This window comes from Staphylococcus simiae, from assembly GCF_017357005.1.
Taxonomy (GTDB): Bacteria; Bacillota; Bacilli; order Staphylococcales; family Staphylococcaceae; genus Staphylococcus; species Staphylococcus simiae_A.
The window spans coordinates 2,307,732-2,327,788 of sequence record NZ_CP071589.1; the positions used below are offsets into that span (position 1 = coordinate 2,307,732).

The following is a 20,057-nucleotide window of genomic DNA, read 5'->3' on the forward strand; positions in this document are numbered from 1 at the left end:
CGTAATATTTGTTTTAAAAAGGATTTGGTATGTTATTCGTTTTAAACAGTCATTAACTCAAGTTGATCATTAATAATATTATTTAAAATCGGATCAAAGTTAATAGACGGTGTGAAATAGATGTCACTATTCACATTCATCTCTGTCATTTGTTGCTTTACCTTGTTAACTAATCGGCCATCATATAAAAATAATGGTACGACGATTAACTTGTCGTATTGATCAGCTATGTCGTCTAAATCATTCTTGAAACTTAACGCTCCATATAATGTTCGAGCGTAAGTTGGTTTGTTAATAGTTAAAGTTTTAACAAAGTCTTGTAATTCGTCATGTGCCTTAGTAAACTGCCCACTACCGTTACCATGTGCCACTACTACTACAGCCACATCTAAATAGTCATCATCAATAGCGTCGTTAATTCGCTGTTCTACTAATAATGTCATCAGTTGATGTGTGCCGAGTGGTTGACTTACTCGTGATGAAATATGTGGAAACTGTTGCGTCATACTATTAAGAATATTCGGAATATCACTAATGTAATGCATCGCACTGAAAATAAGTAATGGAATAATTCTAAATTGGTCAATTCCTTCATCAATCATCTTCGTCATGACCTGTTCCAAATTTTGACTATCACTTTCCAAAAAAGCCATTTCATAGTGATATGATTCATTTTTAAGCATGTCATCAACAAAAGATTCTAACGCTTTATTCTGTTGTCCTTTTCTCATACCATGCGCAACGATTATATTTCCAATCACATATACCAACCCTTTCAATTGTATTGTAATACAAACATTTGCGTTTTTGTGAATAAAATCACATTTTAAGGTAAAATTAGGGAATTCCCTTATTAGTTTTTAATCATGTATTTTACCTTTATTCTTTCTTTTACAAAGTATTTTTAAACGTCAAAAACACCAACTACAAGTCTTATCTCATAGTTGGTGTCTAAATATGGCCGACATATTCTGAATTTCAATGGTCGACGATTCTTATATTTAATTTTAAAATGTCCAATTGATAAATTTGCATCGTAATCAGTTAAAATGACATATTATTTTAAAATGGTGGTTGTCCTAAAATTTCAGCTTCAAAGCGTTCTGGTATTAAAATTTTACGCATAATCACACCTAAATCACCATCGTCATTTTCATGTTCAGCATAAATTTCATAACCTCTTTTTTCATAGATACTTAATAACCAAGGGTGTAAGCGGGCTGACGTTCCTAGTGTGACTGCAGCAGCTTTTAATGTATCTCGTAAAAATGCTTCTTCTACATATTTTAGTAATTGACTACCATATCCTTGTCCATCATATTGAGGATTGGTCGCAAACCACCATACAAAGGGATAACCTGAAATAGTTCTTACGCTTCCCCATGGATATCTTACGGTAATAGTAGATACAATGTCATTATCAACTTCTAAGACAAATGTTGTATTATTAATAATATTATCTTCAACTGCTTGAATATCAGCATTAACGGAAGGCCAGTCAATACCTAATTCTCTTAGTGGTGTAAACGCATCATGCATTAATTGATGCAGTACTGGTGCATCTTCAACTGTGGCAATTCGAATGTTAGTTTGTGTCATATCATCTCTCCTTTTATAATGCTCCGTAAACATTCGTAGTTTGATATTTTGTGCTACCTTTTAATGGGGTATACTATTATCTTTGTTCTTGATGCTGCAATATCATAGCAATTGATCAACACATCAGGTTTTTGAAAAATATCATCACTAACCCATGTCAAATATGGGAGTGGGACAGAAATAAATTTTATATAAAATTTATTTCGTAGATGCCCGTCTTGCACATTTAAAGCTACTTAGATTTTAATCTTTAGTAGCTTTTGCCCAACCTGCATTGTTTGTAGAAACTGTAAGTACAGTTTCTCTGTGTTGGGTCCCTATGCAATTGTTGCGTTAGCAACCAATTGTAATCCCTATATTTTTCTATGACGGGTCCCTTGCCCAACTTGCATTGTCTGAAAAAACTGACTAACCAGTTTTTTTGTGTTGGGTCCCTTGCCCAACTTGCATTGTCTGAAAAAACTGACTAACCAGTTTTTTTGTGTTGGGTCCCTTCCACCCCGGCAAGACTGACTAGGTTTTCAAAATGGTGATTTATCAACGCTTTTAAAACCAGAAAGTTACTGCCAAATGCTTAAATTTAAGTGTAAAATACATTTTGTCCCAGGCTCATTTATTAACAAATATCTTCATTCCATATTTATTAATATAATCTTCTTTATGACTAGACGATAATAATATGCTTATTCATAAATTCATTAAGTATGTGAAAATATTTTTGGTTAGTTAACCAAAACTTAAAAGGTACATTCCCTTGTTCAAACGGAAATGTACCTTTTGTTATCCTAATATTTGTTTGTTCAATATAATTTAGTGTTGTTCAAGACTATTACGCTTACCATTTAAATATGCGAAGACTAGACCAATAAATAATCCGCCACCTACATAGTTACCTAAGAAAGCGAAGACTAAGTTTTTCAATACGCCCATCCAGTTTAATGCATCAAGGTTAAAGAACAGCATTCCAGCATATAAACCAGCATTGAAAACAACGTGTTCGTAGCCCATAAATACGAAGACTACAACACCACAACCAATATAAAATGCTTTTGATAATCCATCTTTAAATTGCATTGCAATAAAGATACCTACATTAATAAAGAAGTTACAGAAAATACCTTTAGTGAAAATATTTAACCACGTAGATTCTACAGTTTTCTTATGTACTAATGCAGTTAATGATTGTGTCATTTCTGGTGTCATAACGTGTGAAAACTTCATTAAGAAGAATAAGAATAAGCCCCCAATGATATTTCCTAAGAAACAAAATGTAAAAATCCATAACATTTTCTTCATTGTTACAACTTTATAATACCAACCAACTGTAAAGAACATGAAGTTACTTGTTAATAATTCAGAGTTCGTTAATACGACTAAGATTAATCCCAAACTAAAAGCAATCGCTCCCATTAAATTGACTAAACCATCAAGATGAGTCGCAGCAAATTGCGTTTTAATTGCTAACATAAATACAGTAACAATTGATAATAAAAAGCCAGCCATCATAGCTTTAAGTAAATAACGGCCAGGTGTTTTATCAGCCATCACTTGTTTCATTTGAACTGAACTAGCAATCGCTTCAACTGTTGGCCTAGTTGAATATGTATCTTCAACAGTCTTATTATTTTTTAACATTATACTTCCCCCACTTACTATTTAACTAAATTTACTAATCAATTATATTAGTAATTACATGCAATTGATAGCATAAATTAAAAATATTTGTAAAATTATAAAAATGTAATTATCACATATAAAAATATCGGAGAGGACATATCATCGATTGTTCAAAAATCAATTTCCATTTCCCACTCCGACAGTATTTACTTCTTATCATTTATCAATTAAGCAATCACTCTGTTAGCTAATCATTTACTACTAAGCAACCAACATCAATACTTATTTAAGCATTGCTTAAACCTATGTTCTATGCGATAAATTTATTCTTCATCTTTTTTATAACTTTTTAATTTTGAGAAGAAATGTAGTCCATAAGCAAAGACACTATATCCAACCATCGTACGTAAGACAAATTTAACTACTTTATTCGCTACTTTTGATGATGGTACGATAATTGCTGATAATAACGTAGTAATAATATATAATCCTAACACTTTGATATAACGTTCTAACATAAATTGTCATCCCTCTTCATTAATTTGTTATTATACTTTTATTATATACAAAATGATAACTAAAATATATTACATATTTTCAACAAATTTACTTAAGTAACTGTTCTAACTGATTAAGTGTTTGAGTCATTCCTTTTTCAACACCCATATCTACCACTTGTTGTGCCGCTTCCTTAGTTGGAAATACTGACGTTGATGTTACAGTTGTCGTATGGTTATCAATTTTGTCAAACTCCAATATTACTTTCATACTAGGCATTTTAGTATCTTTGTCACCTTGGGCAGTGGCAAAAGAATCAATATATTCAAGTAAGTATGGTCGTTGAACTTTGTTGTATTCAGCTACAGTATAACTTGTCATACCAGGGGCTTTAATTGCATAAAAAGCACGTCCACCTTTAACTATATCAAATTCATACACTTCAGTTGTGGCACCATCTGGATGAAACCATTGTTCAAATTGTGATTTTGTTGTGTATGCATCAAACACTTTGTCAATTGGTGCTTTAAATGTTCTACTAAAAATGACTTTATTATTATCTATGTTAAGTGTCATTGATTTACTCCTTTTTCTTATGATATGTATTTATCTTAACACGCTTGATTACAGTACTAAAAATAACAATATCCTTTGCATACTGAATCTCTATAATTATATACAAAGGCAACCCTGATTAGATTGAACGTTTAATCAAGATTGCCTATTTGTATTTATTCAATTTTTCTTAATGTGCTAACATTTCTTCTTTAATTTCATCTTTGTTTAATTTAGCTGGATAATATGTTGGCCAATTGTCTAATTCTTTTAATACTTTGTCGTTATCATCACCCATAAAAATATGGAAATGTTCTGCTTTTTTAGGTGCAATATTGTGATCGCTAAATTGAATATATTTAGGTAATACTTTATCGTTACTATCTACTAATTTAAACATGTATCTAACGCCACGATTTCCTTTGGCATATTTTAATACTTTCTTACCATTGTATTCATATTTACCAGTATGTTCTTTACCATCTTTAGTAAATGTGATGTCATTACCTTTAATTTTTATGTTGGCAATATCTGTTTTATAACCTTTATCATAGTACGCTTTTAAGTCTTTAGCTGATTTTTTAGGATCATCTTCAGCTTTATGTTTCATAACATCATCAAGTGAACCATCTTTTAAATATGGATAAACCGATTGCCAATCACCTTCATAATCGCTTAGTTGACGATCTTTAATATCACTATCTTTAAAATAACCATCAGATATCGCTTTGTCATGTTTATGTTTAGCTTTATTATCATCAATCTTAATGTTGCTATCTAAAGCTTTATCAATATTTTTAATATTAGACTTCATTAAAGACTGATAAGTAATGTTATCTTTCTTCTGTTGCTCTTTATTTAATGATTCCATATTATAAAATTTTAACGGTTGTGCATCCGTTTCTTGTCTAATCGTTTCTGTCACTTTGTTAGCTACGTTATCTTCATAAAGTATGTATTTGACGTCATTATCTTTAATTTCTTTAACAATTTTCGTTAATTCTTTTTGTGATGGATCTTCTGCATTCATATTTTGAATACCTTTTTGAACAAAGCCGTAACGATCCGCAAGATAACCAATAGATTCATGTGAGATAAATACTGCATTACCTTTTTTATCTTTAGTCGTTTGTGCCATTTCTTTATCTAATTCTTTAAGGTCATCATTTAATTTTTTATAATTTTTTTCATATTCATTTTTATGTTTAGGATCTTTTTTCACTAGCTCATCTTTGATTTCTTTAGCAAATGTTTGATCCATTTTTGGATCTAACCAAACATGAGGATCATATCCACCATGATGACGGTGTCCCTTATGTTCTTCGTGACCTTTATCGTCATGGTCATGCTTTTCTCCATGATTATGCTCTTCTTCATGTTCATGTTTATCACTGCTATGCTCATGCTCTTCTTCATGGTGATGTTGATCTGTTAATAATGCTGTTTTATCTAATTTATCTTCAAGTGATAACTTTTTATCTTTATCTTTTATTGTTGATGCTACCTTTTTAGCTACTGGATCTAATTTATCACCTGTATAAACAAATAAATCTGCTTTACTCGCACTCAAGATATCCTTTTGTGTAGGTTCATAACTATGTAAGTCCGTACCTGCTGGGTAGATTGATGATACATTTACATGCTTACCACCAATTTGTTGTGCAAATGACTGTAATGGATAAACGGTTGTTTTAATTGTTATCTTGCCATCTTGGTGTTTATGATCATCATTGCCACATGCTGCTAAAGAAAGTGCTAAAGCAGGTACTAGACATAATATTCCTAATTTCTTTTTCATTGCCTTCCTCCTAAATAGTAATCATTACGTTTTAAAATTATATACGTAGTTGTTATAAATTACAAGAAGAATTTAATCAATGAACTAAAATAGACATATGATTCTTAAACTTTATCTTTTGTTGTCGTAGGATCTATAGTTTCTAAATAACAAAATAGGCTGAAACACATCGTGTCTCAACCTATTGCCGTTACCATTATTTATATTTTTTTAATAATTTATCATAGTTGTCATATTTATATGGATCTTCGACTTTTTCACCATTAACAAATGCTGTAGGTGTCGTCTTAATATGATGTTCCTTAGCGATTGCTTTATCCTTATCAGCTGCTTTCCAAGATTTACTGTTCTTTGTTTTATAATCTTTCATAATCTTGTCTTGCGTAGCTTGATCAATGTTTAGCTTCTTAATCTCTTTATCTAATAAAGATTCAGTTAACCACGCTTTCTTTTCATCTTGTTGTGCAGCATATAGCTGTTGTTGAAAATCCAAAAATTGCTGTGGTGCATAATGTTCAACTGCGTGACTTGCTCTTGATCCTATAATCGAATCTTTACCTAAAAAAGCTAAATTAATATATTGATAGTCAGCTTTATGATTATCCAAATAATTTTTACGTAACTTTGGCATAACATGATCTTCTAATTTTTTACAATATGGACATTTATAGTCACCGTATACAACGATTAATGGTTTACCATCCTTAGTAGCTTTGGGTGCTGTTGGTTTATTCGAACATGCTCCAAGAACAATTAAACAAACAAATAATAAAGGTAATAATCTTTTAATCATAATTTCTCCTATTTACTCCGTCATATTTTCTTCTTGATAATCCGGATCATGTTGTTGATAATACCTTCTAGAATCAAAATGTTGCTTGCTAACTACTTTATCTCCACTATAATCATATGCATAATATCGGACTTCATCATCATTACGTAACGGTTTATACGCTAAAATAATATATTTGTCTTTATCATAAACATAGATATTCGCTTTTTTCTTATCAAAATGTTTTACTTCATCTCCATTATGCTTTTTAGCAAGTTGTTCTTGCTTAGCATTTTGTAATTTAACAGCTTTATCTATTTCTTTAACATATTGATCATTACCGCAACCAGCCATTATTATTAATGACAACATTAAAGTGATTACTACTTTCCTCAATGCATTCACTCCTAAAATTTATACTTCTACTCGCTTCAATTATATCTTTTACTATACACTGTCCCTCATCATCATGCCATATCATGTTATAAAAGATAATAATAATTTTAGAATTAATGAAATATTTTATAAATTCCATATTTCTTTATCTACATATGTTGTGAAACATTAGATATTTTTTGCTAAAATGTCATAGATAGTATTTTTAGGGAATTTGCAACTTTTTAAAAGTTGATTCTAGAGAGGACAGAGATAAAATGAAATTTGTAAACTTAACTGCGGAGGAATTGGACACTATAACATCCAAATATTTTTCGCATTATACACAATCAAGTGTACACTTTAACAATAGAAATGAAATGAAAAATGACGTACATTTAGTCGGTGTTAAGAATGACAGTGATGAAGTAATTGCTGGCTGTTTATTAACTGAGGCACGCACTTTAAAGTTCTTTAGGTATTTTTATACACATCGTGGCCCTGTCATGGACTACTCAGACCAAGCATTAGTACGCTTTTTCTTCAAATCATTAACAGCATATTTGAAAAAGCAAAATTGTCTATATGTGCTTGTTGACCCATATTTGCTTGAAAATTTACGAACAGCTGATGGAGAAATCATTAAATCTTATGATAATCGATCATTTATGAAGACAATGAATGACTTAGGCTATAAGCATCAAGGATTTACCATTGGTTATGACCCTATGAGTCAAATCCGTTGGTTATCTGTATTAGATTTAAAAGATAAATCAGAAGATCAATTATTAAAAGAAATGGATTACCAAACACGTAGAAATATTAAGAAAACGTATGAAATGGGCGTCAAAGTTAGAACATTACCTATTGAAGAAACGTCCACATTTTTCGACTTATTCCGCATGGCAGAAGAAAAACATGGTTTCAAATTCCGTGAACTTCCATATTTTGAAGAAATGCAACGCATTTATGGCGATAAAGCTATGCTAAAAATGGCATATATTGATTTAAATGAATATCTTGATTCTCTAAAAGAAAAGCACCAACAATTAGCAAACGACTTAGCTGATGTTGAGCAAGCATTAACAGAAAATCCAAACTCAAAGAAAAATAAAACTAAACGTACTCAAGTACAACAACAATATGATAGTAATGCACGCAAAGTTAAACAAACAGAAGATAAAATTGCTGAAGAAGGTAGTATTTTAAATCTAGCAGCTGCAATATATTTATACAATGATTATGAAGTTTACTATCTATCAAGTGGTTCAAACCCTAAGTATAACGAATATATGGGTGCTTATCGTTTGCAATGGGACATGATTAAATTTGCAAAAGATCATGGCATTGATCGCTATAATTTCTATGGTGTTAGTGGTGATTTCACAGAAAATGCTGAAGATTATGGTGTTCAACAATTCAAAAAAGGGTTTAATGCTAACGTTGAAGAATATATTGGTGATTTTATTAAACCAATCAAACCAGTATTCTATAAAATCCAAAAACTTATTGAACGTCACAGATAACAAACGTTTAAAATCGAGTAGGAGGATAACCATTATTTGATTATCCGTCCTCTCACACCACCGAGCGTACGGTTCCGTACTCGGCGGTTCAATATCTTGCGTAAGCCGTCTCTGCGAGTTGGGTTAATGGTTCTAACCCCCACTTGTAGAGACGTTTTGTTGTAAGTGCACGATGAACTTCATGCGTTGATGATAAGCGCCAGTATTTCTTTCTTGAATTGGCAATTTTCATTGCACTCTTATGGTCAAGTCCATACTTACGTAACATCTTATATTTGGTTTTTATTCTTTTCCATCTTTTGAGGATTAGTTGTCTAATGCGTCGGTTTAACCATGATTGTAACTTCGTTACAAAACCTGTAATAAATCCTTTACCAAAGTAATTTATCCACCCTCGTGTTACTTGATTAATTTCTGATATAATCTCTTTAAAGGTACCTGGTCTATTTCGTTTCGTTAGACGTCTTAAGGTGCGTTTTAAATTTCTTCTTGCTTCCATAGTCGGTCTGAAACGATAAGTGCCATTTACTTTGGTCATTAGACAACTCAAGAACTTTAAACGTGTGATAGAACCTACCTTGCTCTTTTCACTATTTACAATAAGTTTAAGGTCTTTTTCGATAAACTTTGTCACACTTTCCATGACACGTTGACCCGCTCGTTTTGTACGTACAAAGATGACGAAGTCATCTGCATAACGAACAAAGCGATGACCACGTTTCTCCAATTCATTATCTAATTCGTGAAGATAAATATTACAAAGTAACGGGGAAATAACACCACCTTGCGGTGCACCTATTTCTCTACTTCGATAATTACCATTGAGGTCGATTGCACCAACCTGTAGGCTTCTACGAATAAATTTAGAAATGGCTTTATCTTGAACATGTCGTTCAAATAGATACATTAATTTATCATGGTTCAACATATCAAAGCACTGTTTTAAATCACAATCAACTGCAACTAAGTAACCTTCTTCATAGTATGTTGCACATTCTTTAAGTGCAGTTCCTGTACTACGATTCGGTCTAAAGCCATGACTGTGTTTTGAGAAAGTACGGTCGATACTAGGTTCAATGACTTGTTTAATGGCTTGTTGGATAACTCTGTCTCTTGCGACAGGGATTCCAAGCACGCGCTTTTTCCCATTTGATTTAGGTATTTCAACCTTTCTTACTGCTTGTGGCTTATACGTGCCATCAAGCAGTTTTTGTTTAATTTGTGGAAAGTATTTTGCGAAATGTGATGTTAATTCACTTACTCGCATGCCATCGATGCCAGGTGCACCGTTGTTTTTCTTCACTTTCTTAATTGCTTTTTGTATATTATTCTCTCTTACAACAAGCTCCATCATAGATGGAGACTCACGATACATTTCTTTCATTTCACCTAAGATTTACTGTACGCACTCATATATCCTTTTTCGTTCCACTACTTATCTTTCTATGAGTTGCCAATCATTAATTGTATTCTGTACGTTGTAAATCTCTAACCTCCATTCTTTACTTTGTATGAATATTGTTCAGTCCTTCAGTATTTCTACCTACTATGACCTCTGCTGACTTCTCATCATTCGTTATTACTACGATTTTTTTTATCGCTGATGAGACCTCCCCGGGTAAGAGTAACCACTTTCCACTCATTCCACTGCATCATTTACTATATAGAACTCGGGTAGTATCGGACTTTATCTTGTATTGCAGATTCATCCATTCCACATAGCCTTGTATGATATTTCTGTTCGTCAGTGCGAGTGTTTGCGTCCGACTTCCTTCAGATTCCATTTCACAATGGACACCCTTGTCTTTCGCTAACAGTTCCTACTACCAAGCCTGTAACGGACTTTCACCGTCTAGTAATTACCCATGCCGGGCGCACAACAAATGGAGTGGAGTAGAAATTAATTTCTGCTCCACTCCTATTTTATTTTTATGATAATTTAACAAGTATTTTCGCTTGAGATTTATCATTAACCAGTTGTTCAAATCCATTTTGTACGATATCTTCTAAGTCAATTTCATCAGTGATGACATCTTTCACATTCAAATTACCTTCATTTATCAAATCAATTGTTTGTTGGAATGTGGTTGGTGTATAAGCAATAGTTGAAGTAAGTTTAACTCCAGAATTAGTTAATTGCATAGGATTCCATTCAATAGCATGACCAAAGATAGAAACGATAACAACAGTTCCTCTTGCTCTAGTAACTTCTATTGAATCTTTAAGTGTAGATGCAACACCAGCGACTTCAAATGCTACATCCACACCAGCATTGGTATTGTTACGAATCACGTCGTTAGGATTTTCTTCTCCCGAATTAACAGTATGTGTTGCGCCAACTTCTCTAGCTTTCTTCAAGCGTTCATCTGATAAGTCAAAGACAAATATTTTACTCGCGCCAGCCGCTTTAGCAGCAATAATTGTTAATAATCCAATAGGACCTGCACCAAAGATTGCTACAGTATCTCCAAACAATACTTCCCCTTCTTTAATCGCTTGTACTGCTACTGCTGTAGGTTCAACAAGTGCACCTTCTTTATCAGAAACTTGATCTGGTAATTTATAAACATTTTCTTCAGGCGCATTAGTAAATTCTGCGAAACCACCATCAGAACCTAATCCAATAAATGAATAACCATCATACAAATCGATGTTTTCTTCTTTCTCCCTATTAGAAACAGTTGGGTTTACTACTACTCGATCACCTTTTTTAAATTTAGTAACATTAGCGCCAACTTCGTCAACAACACCTGCAAATTCATGTCCTAAAGTTACTGGTGCCTGTTGACCAAGGAATGGATCTGGTTTGTCTGTTGAAATAAAGATAGGTCCTTCTAGATATTCATGTAAATCTGTACCACAAATACCAGCCCAGGATACTTTAACTTTAACTTCATTATCTTGTAATACTTTAGGTTCCCTGTCTTCAACTCTTACATCTTTTTGACCGTACCATACTGCAGCTTTCATTAATAACCCCTCCTATTTTGATATACTGTCATTCTATACCTTTTGAGAATCATTATCAATTAAAGTAGTTTGAATTTTCAAAACATGGTCTTGATTTTGTAAAAAAATGACTATCTATAATTAGATGACAACATCTTGCACAATTATTTAAATTAAAGGTTCTCTAGCAAATCGGACTGATACATAATTAAATTTTCAAGCCTCGCACCCCAGCTTGCACATTAAAGTAAAAATTCTGTTGACAGAATTTTTCTTTGCTGGGGCCCCAATGACCAACCTTGCCCGTCTTGCACATTATAGTAAAAATTTTATTTTTAAAATTTTTCTATGACGGGTCCCTGCATTGCATGTTAGAGTTTCTGCTATCTTGATAGCTAGAAAATCTTATGCAGTTTATTATGAATTAATAAACTGTAAACCTATTTCAGATAACCAGTTTTTCTGTGTTGGGTCCCTTCCTAGGGTGCTGTCTCAGCCTCCCCAACTTGCATTATCCTTTGAAACTAAATGATTAGTTTCTTTTTGTTGGGGCCCCGGTCTTCGACTAGCACTGTTACCTGGAAATGATAATTTAATAATGTACACTTTTGACTGTTTAAGTATGTACAATCTGTAAAATTTAGAGATAATTTTATTGAGGTGAATAACAATGAAATTATCTTTAGATATAAATACAGATTATGAAGTTACAACTCTTTCAGATTTACCAAAATTAAAAATTGTTATGGAGAGCTTAAACATGAAAATTAATAAAAGTGAAATCGCAAGACAAATGAATGTAGATCGAAGAACAATAGATAAATATTTAAATGGCTTTAAACCTTCGGTTAATCGAAAAAAACAATCTAAAATTGATCCCTATTATGATTTAATAAAAGAATTGTTGTCTGAAGAATGTGAACAGAAATTCTTTTATAAACGCGTGTTATGGCAATACCTTAAAGATAATCATGGTCTAAATTGTGCGTATTCCACATTTAGAACATATATAAGAAAACATGATTTATTCAATAATTATTTTAAAAAAGGACGACAAAAGTCAACGCCTGTTGGAACAACTAGATTTGAAACAAAACCAGGTTGCCAAGCTCAATTTGATTGGAAGGAAGATATAAGATTTAAAACGAAGGATCATCAAGAGGTATCTTTAAATATTGGTGTTTTACTCCTGTCATATTCACGCTTCAAAATTATGCAAGTTACGATGAGTAAATCATTAGATGTATTACTTAATTTAATGGTTCAAGCTTTTGAATCTATTGAAGGTGTTCCAGAGGAACTTGTTACAGATAATATGAAAACAGTGATGAGTCAACCTAGGACTGAAACGTTTAGTGGACAAGTTAATCCTAAATTCAAACAATTCGCTGATGATTTTAATTTTAAAGTGAAGCCGTGTATAGCTGGTCGTCCTAGAACGAAAGGTAAAGTTGAATCCATTATGAAAATATTAGATGAAATTCATGCCTATCAAGGACAATTATACTTACATGAAATTCCACAATTTATTGACGAATTAAATGATCGTTTGAATTACTCAGTGCATAATGGGACAGGAAAAATACCAATTATTGAAGTAAAAAAAGAAAAGAGCTTCTTACAGCCATTACCCAATGTCCATGTAAGAAACTCATATAAAGTAGAACATAAATATTTGAAAGTCAATCGTTCGAATATGATTACATATCGCTCCAATCAGTACTCAGTTCCTGCTGAATACTATGGAAAAACGGTTGAAGTTCAAGTTTATGATCAACGTTTGTTTGTTTATTATAACACCAAATTAATCGTTGAGCATCCTATTACCCATCATAAATTAAATTATCAGCAACAACACTATTTAGAAACGCTAGCTGTCTCCTATGGAGACCATGATGATATTAATCAGCTGGCCTTAGATAATTTAAAAACGATAGGAGAGATGTATGATGAATAATATTACTAACTACCAACGTTTAAAAGATAATCTGTCATATCTAAAAATGAATCAAATGATTACTCATTTAGATGAAGTGATAGATTTTAGTATCACTAACGATTTATCATTTATTGATACTTTAATTAAATTGAGTGATTATGAAATCGCAGTTAAAGAAAAGAATATGATTGAATCAATGGTTAAGGTAGCAGCATTCCCTTTTAAAAAGGAACTGTGCGACTTTGACTTTTCATTCCAACCTAACGTCAATAAACAAGAAATCGTAGATTTTACTCATTTACGATTTATAGAAAACCATCAGAATATTGTCTTTTTAGGTCCAAGTGGTGTAGGTAAAACCCATTTAGCTACATCAATTGGTATGTCAGCAGCGAAAAAAAGAGTAAGTACGTATTTCATTAAATGTCATGATTTAATACAAAATTTGAAAAAATCTCAATTAGAGAATCGGTTAGAAAATAGACTCAAGCACTATAGTAAATATAAATTACTAATTATTGATGAAATAGGCTATTTACCTATTGATAGTGAAGATGCCAAACTCTTTTTCCAACTGATTGATTTAAGATATGAGAAGAAAAGTACCATTTTTACTACAAATATTAATTTCAATTTATGGAATGAAATATTTGAAGACCCTAAAATAGCTAATGCCATTTTAGATCGCATATTACATCACTCAAATGTCATAAAAATAACTGGGAAGTCTTATCGGTTAAAAGACCATTTTGTGAAAGTTGAAAAGACAGAATGACATTTTTGTACATTCTTAAACAATCATTTTTGTACATTCTTTTATTGACATTTACACTGTTACCCAACTTTCATTGTTTGTAGAAACTGTTTCACAGTTTCTCTATGTTGGGTCCCTACCTCAGGAGTCTCGGCTTCAAATTAATTTTCGTTTTAAATTATTCATTTTTTATTTATCAGTCCTAAAAAACAGAGAACCAAATTAAATCGCTTAATTACCATCATTAAATTTACAAAACGCAAAAACGAGATAACCACATTTATAGTGATTATCTCGTTATGATTATCATTAACAAAATGATGTTATCTTAATTTATATTTCTTCTTCCTTGATTACATTAAGGAAACGGCGTAATTCATCCGTTTTAGGATGATTAAACATAGCATCAGGCGAACCTTGCTCACCAATTAAACCTTCATGTATAAAAACAATATTATTTGAAACTTCTTTAGCAAAGCGCATTTCGTGCGTAACAATAACCATTGTCATACCTTCGTTAGCTAAGTCTTTAATTACTTTTAACACATCATTAACTAATTCAGGATCAAGTGCTGATGTTGGTTCATCAAATAACATCACTTTAGGATTCATAGCTAATGCTCTTGCAATCGCTACACGTTGCTGTTGACCACCAGACAATGCATGTGGTCGTTGATCTTTAACATGAGTTAACCCTACTTTTTCAAGTAAGTCTAAAGATTTATTTCTTGCTTCTGCTTTATTCATTTTCTTAACTGTGATTAAACCTTCCATCACATTTTCTAAAGCAGTCTTATGTGGGAAAAGATTATAACTTTGGAACACCATTCCAGATTGTTTACGAACTTCTATTTGTGACTTTTTGTCCTTAGCAGTGTATGTCTTACCGTTAACATAAACTGTACCTTCACTAGGAATTTCTAAGGCATTAATCATACGCAGTAAGGTTGTCTTACCTGAACCAGAACGACCGATTAATGTCACAACTTCACCTTGTTCAACTGATAAATCTATACCTTTAATGACTTCAACATCTTTAAAAGATTTATGAATATTATTTAATTGAATCATGAGCGATACCCTCTTTCAATATAAGATTCATAGATACTTTGGATAATAGAAATGATGAAACATACGACCCAATACATTACGGCAACAAGTATATAAATTGTTAAATATTCATATGTTGTTGACGCAACTTCTTGTGCCTTTCTGAACATTTCTGCTACCAAGATAAAACCTAATAAAGATGTATCTTTGATTAAACTTAAAAATGTATTTCCTAAAGCAGGAATAGATACACGAATTGCCTGTGGCAAAATAATTCTTCTCACTGTTTGAGCATATGTCATACCAATAGAATATGCCGCTTCAGTTTGTCCTTTAGGAATAGAAATAATACCTCCACGGATAATTTCTGATGCATATGCACCAACATTTAAAGATAAACCTATAATCGCTGCTACCACTGGTGCTAATGTCCATTGATTATCAGCATTATTAGTTAATAATCGACCTAATTCAGGTATACCATAAAATATAATAAACAATTGAACAATCATTGGCGTACCTCGAATAATAGAAACATATACTCGAGCAATACCTTTTAAAATTTTACTAGTTGAAATTCGCATTAAGGCTGTAAATAAAGCGATAATAAGGCCAAAGACAAATGTCACTAATGTTATAGGAATTGAATATTTTACCAACCCTTCTAGCATTGGTTGAAATGCCTGTTTTGCTGCGTCTAATGCATGTAGTTGTTCACTATTTAGATTTAGAAACATCTTGACCAAACCATTTCTTACCTATTTTAGCTAATTCACCATTCTCTTCAATTTTTTTCAAACCGTCGTTGAATTTTTGAACTGTTTCATCATCAACTTTTTTAGAGAATGCGAAACCAGATTTATTTTGTTCTGCATCACCTTTGATAGCTTTGATCTTAGCATCAGGTTTTTGTTTTTTATAATCTAAGTATGACAAACTATCATTGAAAGTACCGTCAACACGATTAGATAATAATAAATCCATTGATTGGTTAAAACCGTCAACTTTTGTAATATCTGCGCCTTTATCTTTTGCTAATTTACCATAATTAGAGGTAAATGTTTGAGCTAATTTCTTACCTTTAACATCGTCAAAATCTTTAATGTTTTTCTCATTTTCACGTACAACTAATACTGCACTTGAATATGTGTAAGGTTTTGAGAATTTATATTTTTTCTCTCTGTCTGGGTTAATACCTACTTGGTTAGCGATAACATCAAATCTACCAGCATCTAAACCAGCAAACATTGAATCCCATGATGTTTCACTAAACTTAAGTTTAATACCTTCTTCTTTCGCAACTGCTTTAATTACGTCAATATCATAACCAGTTAATTTACCTTGTTTACTATGGAAACTAAATGGTGCGTATGTACCTTCAGTACCTACATTAAGTGTTTTACCACTTTTGCTACTATCTTTGGAATCGTTATTACCACATGCTGCTAATACAAATACTAATGCCATTACCACAAATAAAAGTCTTTTCATAGAATTTGCTCCTTATTCTTATTATTCTAATCGGAATAAAAACATTTTAATCTTAAATCATTGATAAGTCAATATCTTCATCTTTTGCTAAAGAAAATAAAATAGTTAACAATTAAATTTCTTGTCCTTATTTTGATTGTTCAGTAATATCTTTTTTCTTACCTTGTAACATAAATGAGCAGAAGAAACTAACAATTGTAATGATTACTGCAAATAAGAAGCCAGCATGATAACCATGTAATAACGTATCAACTTTAATTTGATTCATCATGTCTACCTTATCCATTCCTTTATAATCAGACATTGTAGGTGTAAAGTTTTTACTTGCTTGAGATAAAATAGTAATTAATATTGCTGTACCTATTGAACCAGCGATTTGTTCAATGGTATTAGTCATAGATGAACCGTGTGCATTCATTTCTGGTGCCAGTTGATTCATCGTATGTGTCATCACTGGGATTAATCCTAATGCGATACCAATCATTCTAATCGCATATACTGTTGCCAAGACAATTGTGGATGTATGTTCATCCATAACTACAAAATAAGCTGTAGTTACTACAACAATAGCCATACCAATCAGTGCTAAATTCCTTGGACCAAATCTTTCATATAATGCACCTGATGTCATAGACATAAATGCCATCACAATTGCACCAGGTAATAAAGTTAAGCCCGAATCCAAAGCAGTTCTATGCAGTAAATTTTGCACAAAAATAGGTAAAATCGTTTCAGAACCTATCATCGATATCATCGTAACACCTAATATAATAATTCCGACTGTAAATTGTTTATTCTTAAATACACCAAAATTCAACAGTGGTGTTGTTAATTTAAATTGTCTAATGACAAAGACAGTAACAAGAATAATACCGCCAATAATTGCAATTAAGACGATTGGATCATTCCAACCACGTTCTGATATCGAACTTGTACCATATAATAAACCACCAAATCCTAAAACAGACACAATCACAGATAAGATATCAATTGGCACTTTGATATTAGTACCTACATTCTTAACAGTCTTAAATCCTAAAATGAAAGTCACTGCAGCAATTGGTGCCACAACATGGAATAATGATCTCCAATTAAAATATTCAACTAAATAGCCTGATAATGTTGGTCCAATTGCTGGTGCTAAGCCAATAACCAAACCAAAAGTCCCCATATACTTACCGCGTTCGTGTGGTAAAAAGATATCTAATATAGTAGTCATCATTAAAGGCATCATTATTCCTGAACCCAATGCTTGAATAATTCTCGCTACCAATAATACTGTAAAATTAGGACTAAAACCGCCTAAAATGGTACCTAAAAAGAAAATAAAGATAGAAACTAAAAAGACTTGTCTCGTACTATATCTCTGTATAACAAGCGCTGATAAAGGTATAACGATACCATTAGTTAATAAGAAAGCTGTCGTTAACCATTGTACTTGTGTATATGTAATATCAAAATCTTTCATAATACTTGGTAAAGCTGTCACTAATAGCGTTTCATTTAGTAAACCGAAAAAGCCACCAAATAACATTGTGATGATCATTGTTAATTTTTGTTTGATTGACACTCGAATCCCCCTCTATATCTAAAAGGTATTATGCAATTTTTTAGACATTTGGTAATTATACCGATTTTTAAAATAATAAGCACTTGATTAGTTTTATTTTTACAAATCGTAACAATTACTATTTACATTCGCATTGTTTTCATGCATAATATATGCATAAGGAGGTATAGAGGAGATGAAACTAGACTTACAAACTGCTCGTCGTAATTTGAATAGCCCGAATATTAAGACAAGAAAACGTGCTTTGAAAATTATCAAACAACATAAGAAATCGCAAAAATAGTACGTTATTAATACTTTTGTGATCTAAGTTATTTATCATTGAGTTCCCTAGCTCAATAGTAACCACTCTATAAATACTATTTCCTTAGATTACTTCACATACAAAATGACCCGAATTACAATCACTCCTTTTGTAATCGGGTCATTTATTATATTAATAAATCATCGTATAAATATCTTTTATATGTTGGTTCATTCCACCAATAATTATTTCATTTATAAATAATATTTATCTTTTACTTCTAAATCATCTGTTAATTCATAAATTAGCGGTGCACCTGTTTTAAGTTCATAACCGACAATATCTTCGTCAGATACGTTTTCTAAATATTTAATCAACGCACGGATTGAATTTCCGTGTGCAGAAACTAATACAGTATCTCCATCTAAAAGATGTTGTGAAATGTGGTCTGTCCAAATTGGAATGACACGTTCCAAAGTATCTTTTAGGCTTTCAGAATATGGCATCATGCGTTTGTCTAAATGATTATAACGACGATCTTGCAAGTAAGCATCACGTTGTTCTTCACTTTCAGCAGGTGGTTTGACATCATAAGAACGACGCCAAATATGAACTTGTTCTTCTCCGAATTCTTGTCTTGCATCATCTTTGTTTAATCCTTGTAGTGCACCATAATGTCTTTCGTTTAAACGCCAGCTTTTATTAACAGGAATCCATTGTTGCTCAGATTTAGTTAAAATATAATGTGTTGTATCTAATGCACGTGTAAGTAATGAAGTATAAGCAATATCAATATTTAATTGATGTTCTTTAATTTTTTCACCTGCTGTAATCGCTTCTTTAACACCTTGCTCAGATAAATTAACGTCTTCCCAACCTGTAAATAAGTTTTTAGCGTTCCATTCACTTTGTCCGTGGCGACATAAAATTAATTTTGGCATAATCATTACCTCTTTCTTTAACTCTGTTTAAAATTCAACAGATTTACTTATCGTTGTGACTAGACATGTTTCATTACAATCACTACTCTATTAGCATTCAGCTAATGAATATCATGCAATGATTGCATTCACTCTTTTTCTTTGACACTTGTATTATACACCTAGCTTCTAATTTTTACTAATAAAAGAAAAGAAATTTTTAGGCTAACCTAAAAAAAGAAATCACTCTTCCACATTAGATAATCACAAAAAAAAATGGGACTACGAAATAATTATTTCAAAACAAATTATTTCGTAGTCCCACTCAGGCAAGACTGACTAGGTTTGATAATACTAGTCCATTCAATCAGGGTGAATATATCATCAAAAATTTATATAT

General features: G+C 31.9%; 19 protein-coding genes. 4 read left to right on the top strand and 15 right to left on the bottom strand.

Translation table 11 applies throughout. The features are described from left to right. Positions 1-41: 41 nt before the first annotated feature. The 8 genes from J3R86_RS10710 to J3R86_RS10745 all read right to left on the bottom strand — a co-directional run bounded on the left by J3R86_RS10710 (position 42) and on the right by J3R86_RS10745 (position 7,211). Positions 42-761 (bottom strand): sirohydrochlorin chelatase, encoded by a 720-nt coding sequence (locus J3R86_RS10710; protein ID WP_207517272.1) that lies wholly within the window; start codon positions 759-761, stop codon positions 42-44. A 301-nt stretch (positions 762-1,062) separates the two neighbouring features. Beyond that, the gene (locus tag J3R86_RS10715; protein ID WP_207517273.1) at positions 1,063-1,599 is read right to left on the bottom strand and encodes a GNAT family N-acetyltransferase; all 537 of its coding nucleotides are present in this window, start codon (positions 1,597-1,599) and stop codon (positions 1,063-1,065) included. A gap of 810 nt (positions 1,600-2,409) precedes the next feature. Beyond that, a complete protein-coding gene (locus J3R86_RS10720) occupies positions 2,410-3,234 on the bottom strand; it encodes a formate/nitrite transporter family protein (protein WP_207517274.1) in 825 nt (274 codons plus the stop codon). 305 nt (positions 3,235-3,539) lie between these two features. Beyond that, complete coding sequence (locus J3R86_RS10725; RefSeq protein WP_207517275.1) at positions 3,540-3,734, bottom strand: hypothetical protein; 195 nt, start codon at positions 3,732-3,734, stop codon at positions 3,540-3,542. Positions 3,735-3,822: 88 nt separating this feature from the next. Further along, the gene (locus tag J3R86_RS10730; protein ID WP_207517276.1) at positions 3,823-4,290 is read right to left on the bottom strand and encodes an SRPBCC family protein; all 468 of its coding nucleotides are present in this window, start codon (positions 4,288-4,290) and stop codon (positions 3,823-3,825) included. Positions 4,291-4,459: 169 nt separating this feature from the next. Then, positions 4,460-6,067 carry a zinc ABC transporter substrate-binding lipoprotein AdcA gene (gene adcA, locus J3R86_RS10735; protein ID WP_207517277.1) on the bottom strand — a complete coding sequence of 536 codons (1,608 nt, stop codon included), beginning with the start codon at positions 6,065-6,067 and terminating at the stop codon, positions 4,460-4,462. A gap of 196 nt (positions 6,068-6,263) precedes the next feature. Continuing rightward, positions 6,264-6,860, bottom strand: a complete 597-nt coding sequence (locus tag J3R86_RS10740; protein ID WP_207517278.1) for a DsbA family protein — start codon at positions 6,858-6,860, stop codon at positions 6,264-6,266. Between the two features lie 12 nt (positions 6,861-6,872). Continuing rightward, positions 6,873-7,211 (bottom strand): DUF4467 domain-containing protein, encoded by a 339-nt coding sequence (locus J3R86_RS10745; protein ID WP_431607783.1) that lies wholly within the window; start codon positions 7,209-7,211, stop codon positions 6,873-6,875. A 281-nt stretch (positions 7,212-7,492) separates the two neighbouring features. Between J3R86_RS10745 and J3R86_RS10750 the strand changes: the two genes are divergently transcribed. Then, the gene (locus J3R86_RS10750) at positions 7,493-8,740 is read left to right on the top strand and encodes an aminoacyltransferase (RefSeq protein WP_207517280.1); all 1,248 of its coding nucleotides are present in this window, start codon (positions 7,493-7,495) and stop codon (positions 8,738-8,740) included. An 88-nt stretch (positions 8,741-8,828) separates the two neighbouring features. Here the strand turns inward: J3R86_RS10750 and ltrA are convergent, their stop codons facing one another. Both ltrA and J3R86_RS10760 read right to left on the bottom strand, forming a co-directional pair. Further along, on the bottom strand, positions 8,829-10,115 hold the full coding sequence (ltrA, locus tag J3R86_RS10755; RefSeq protein WP_207518488.1) for a group II intron reverse transcriptase/maturase: 1,287 nt from the start codon (positions 10,113-10,115) through the stop codon (positions 8,829-8,831). A gap of 554 nt (positions 10,116-10,669) precedes the next feature. Beyond that, a complete protein-coding gene (locus J3R86_RS10760) occupies positions 10,670-11,710 on the bottom strand; it encodes a 2,3-butanediol dehydrogenase (protein WP_207517281.1) in 1,041 nt (346 codons plus the stop codon). A 649-nt stretch (positions 11,711-12,359) separates the two neighbouring features. On the opposite strand from J3R86_RS10760, the gene istA reads away from it, so the two are divergent. Together istA and istB are read left to right on the top strand one after the other, a co-directional pair. Then, positions 12,360-13,646: an IS21 family transposase gene (gene istA, locus J3R86_RS10765; protein WP_207516747.1), complete on the top strand. Its 1,287-nt coding sequence runs from the start codon at positions 12,360-12,362 to the stop codon at positions 13,644-13,646. Then, complete coding sequence (gene istB, locus J3R86_RS10770; RefSeq protein ID WP_207516745.1) at positions 13,639-14,403, top strand: IS21-like element helper ATPase IstB; 765 nt, start codon at positions 13,639-13,641, stop codon at positions 14,401-14,403. Before istA ends, istB begins: the two co-directional genes overlap by 8 nt. 312 nt (positions 14,404-14,715) lie before the next feature. On the opposite strand, the gene J3R86_RS10775 is transcribed toward istB, so the two are convergent. The 4 genes from J3R86_RS10775 to J3R86_RS10790 all read right to left on the bottom strand — a co-directional run bounded on the left by J3R86_RS10775 (position 14,716) and on the right by J3R86_RS10790 (position 18,493). Next, positions 14,716-15,453 (bottom strand): amino acid ABC transporter ATP-binding protein, encoded by a 738-nt coding sequence (locus J3R86_RS10775; RefSeq protein WP_207517282.1) that lies wholly within the window; start codon positions 15,451-15,453, stop codon positions 14,716-14,718. Beyond that, positions 15,450-16,169 carry an amino acid ABC transporter permease gene (locus J3R86_RS10780; RefSeq protein ID WP_002464711.1) on the bottom strand — a complete coding sequence of 240 codons (720 nt, stop codon included), beginning with the start codon at positions 16,167-16,169 and terminating at the stop codon, positions 15,450-15,452. Before J3R86_RS10780 ends, J3R86_RS10775 begins: the two co-directional genes overlap by 4 nt. Next, positions 16,150-16,923 carry a transporter substrate-binding domain-containing protein gene (locus J3R86_RS10785; protein WP_207517283.1) on the bottom strand — a complete coding sequence of 258 codons (774 nt, stop codon included), beginning with the start codon at positions 16,921-16,923 and terminating at the stop codon, positions 16,150-16,152. Before J3R86_RS10785 ends, J3R86_RS10780 begins: the two co-directional genes overlap by 20 nt. A gap of 127 nt (positions 16,924-17,050) precedes the next feature. Then, the gene (locus J3R86_RS10790) at positions 17,051-18,493 is read right to left on the bottom strand and encodes an MDR family MFS transporter (RefSeq protein ID WP_207517284.1); all 1,443 of its coding nucleotides are present in this window, start codon (positions 18,491-18,493) and stop codon (positions 17,051-17,053) included. A 175-nt stretch (positions 18,494-18,668) separates the two neighbouring features. Here J3R86_RS10790 and J3R86_RS10795 point away from each other — a divergent pair, with 175 nt between their 5' ends. Further along, entirely contained in the window at positions 18,669-18,776 is a 108-nt protein-coding gene (locus tag J3R86_RS10795; RefSeq protein WP_002464714.1) for a putative metal homeostasis protein, read from the top strand. 215 nt (positions 18,777-18,991) lie between these two features. Here the strand turns inward: J3R86_RS10795 and J3R86_RS10800 are convergent, their stop codons facing one another. Then, positions 18,992-19,678 carry a 2,3-diphosphoglycerate-dependent phosphoglycerate mutase gene (locus J3R86_RS10800; protein ID WP_207517285.1) on the bottom strand — a complete coding sequence of 229 codons (687 nt, stop codon included), beginning with the start codon at positions 19,676-19,678 and terminating at the stop codon, positions 18,992-18,994. Positions 19,679-20,057 lie beyond the last annotated feature (379 nt).

Coding starts and splice junctions, on each gene's coding strand:
- J3R86_RS10785 (WP_207517283.1), bottom strand. CDS start 16,923: ATGAAAAGACTTTTATTTGTGGTAATGGCATTAGTATTTGTATTAGCA.
- J3R86_RS10720 (WP_207517274.1), bottom strand. CDS start 3,234: ATGTTAAAAAATAATAAGACTGTTGAAGATACATATTCAACTAGGCCA.
- J3R86_RS10795 (WP_002464714.1), top strand. CDS start 18,669: ATGAAACTAGACTTACAAACTGCTCGTCGTAATTTGAATAGCCCGAAT.
- J3R86_RS10760 (WP_207517281.1), bottom strand. CDS start 11,710: ATGAAAGCTGCAGTATGGTACGGTCAAAAAGATGTAAGAGTTGAAGAC.
- istA (WP_207516747.1), top strand. CDS start 12,360: ATGAAATTATCTTTAGATATAAATACAGATTATGAAGTTACAACTCTT.
- J3R86_RS10715 (WP_207517273.1), bottom strand. CDS start 1,599: ATGACACAAACTAACATTCGAATTGCCACAGTTGAAGATGCACCAGTA.
- istB (WP_207516745.1), top strand. CDS start 13,639: ATGAATAATATTACTAACTACCAACGTTTAAAAGATAATCTGTCATAT.
- J3R86_RS10800 (WP_207517285.1), bottom strand. CDS start 19,678: ATGCCAAAATTAATTTTATGTCGCCACGGACAAAGTGAATGGAACGCT.
- J3R86_RS10725 (WP_207517275.1), bottom strand. CDS start 3,734: ATGTTAGAACGTTATATCAAAGTGTTAGGATTATATATTATTACTACG.
- J3R86_RS10740 (WP_207517278.1), bottom strand. CDS start 6,860: ATGATTAAAAGATTATTACCTTTATTATTTGTTTGTTTAATTGTTCTT.
- J3R86_RS10750 (WP_207517280.1), top strand. CDS start 7,493: ATGAAATTTGTAAACTTAACTGCGGAGGAATTGGACACTATAACATCC.
- J3R86_RS10780 (WP_002464711.1), bottom strand. CDS start 16,169: ATGTTTCTAAATCTAAATAGTGAACAACTACATGCATTAGACGCAGCA.
- adcA (WP_207517277.1), bottom strand. CDS start 6,067: ATGAAAAAGAAATTAGGAATATTATGTCTAGTACCTGCTTTAGCACTT.
- J3R86_RS10745 (WP_431607783.1), bottom strand. CDS start 7,211: ATGTTGTCATTAATAATAATGGCTGGTTGCGGTAATGATCAATATGTT.
- J3R86_RS10775 (WP_207517282.1), bottom strand. CDS start 15,453: ATGATTCAATTAAATAATATTCATAAATCTTTTAAAGATGTTGAAGTC.
- ltrA (WP_207518488.1), bottom strand. CDS start 10,115: ATGTATCGTGAGTCTCCATCTATGATGGAGCTTGTTGTAAGAGAGAAT.
- J3R86_RS10730 (WP_207517276.1), bottom strand. CDS start 4,290: ATGACACTTAACATAGATAATAATAAAGTCATTTTTAGTAGAACATTT.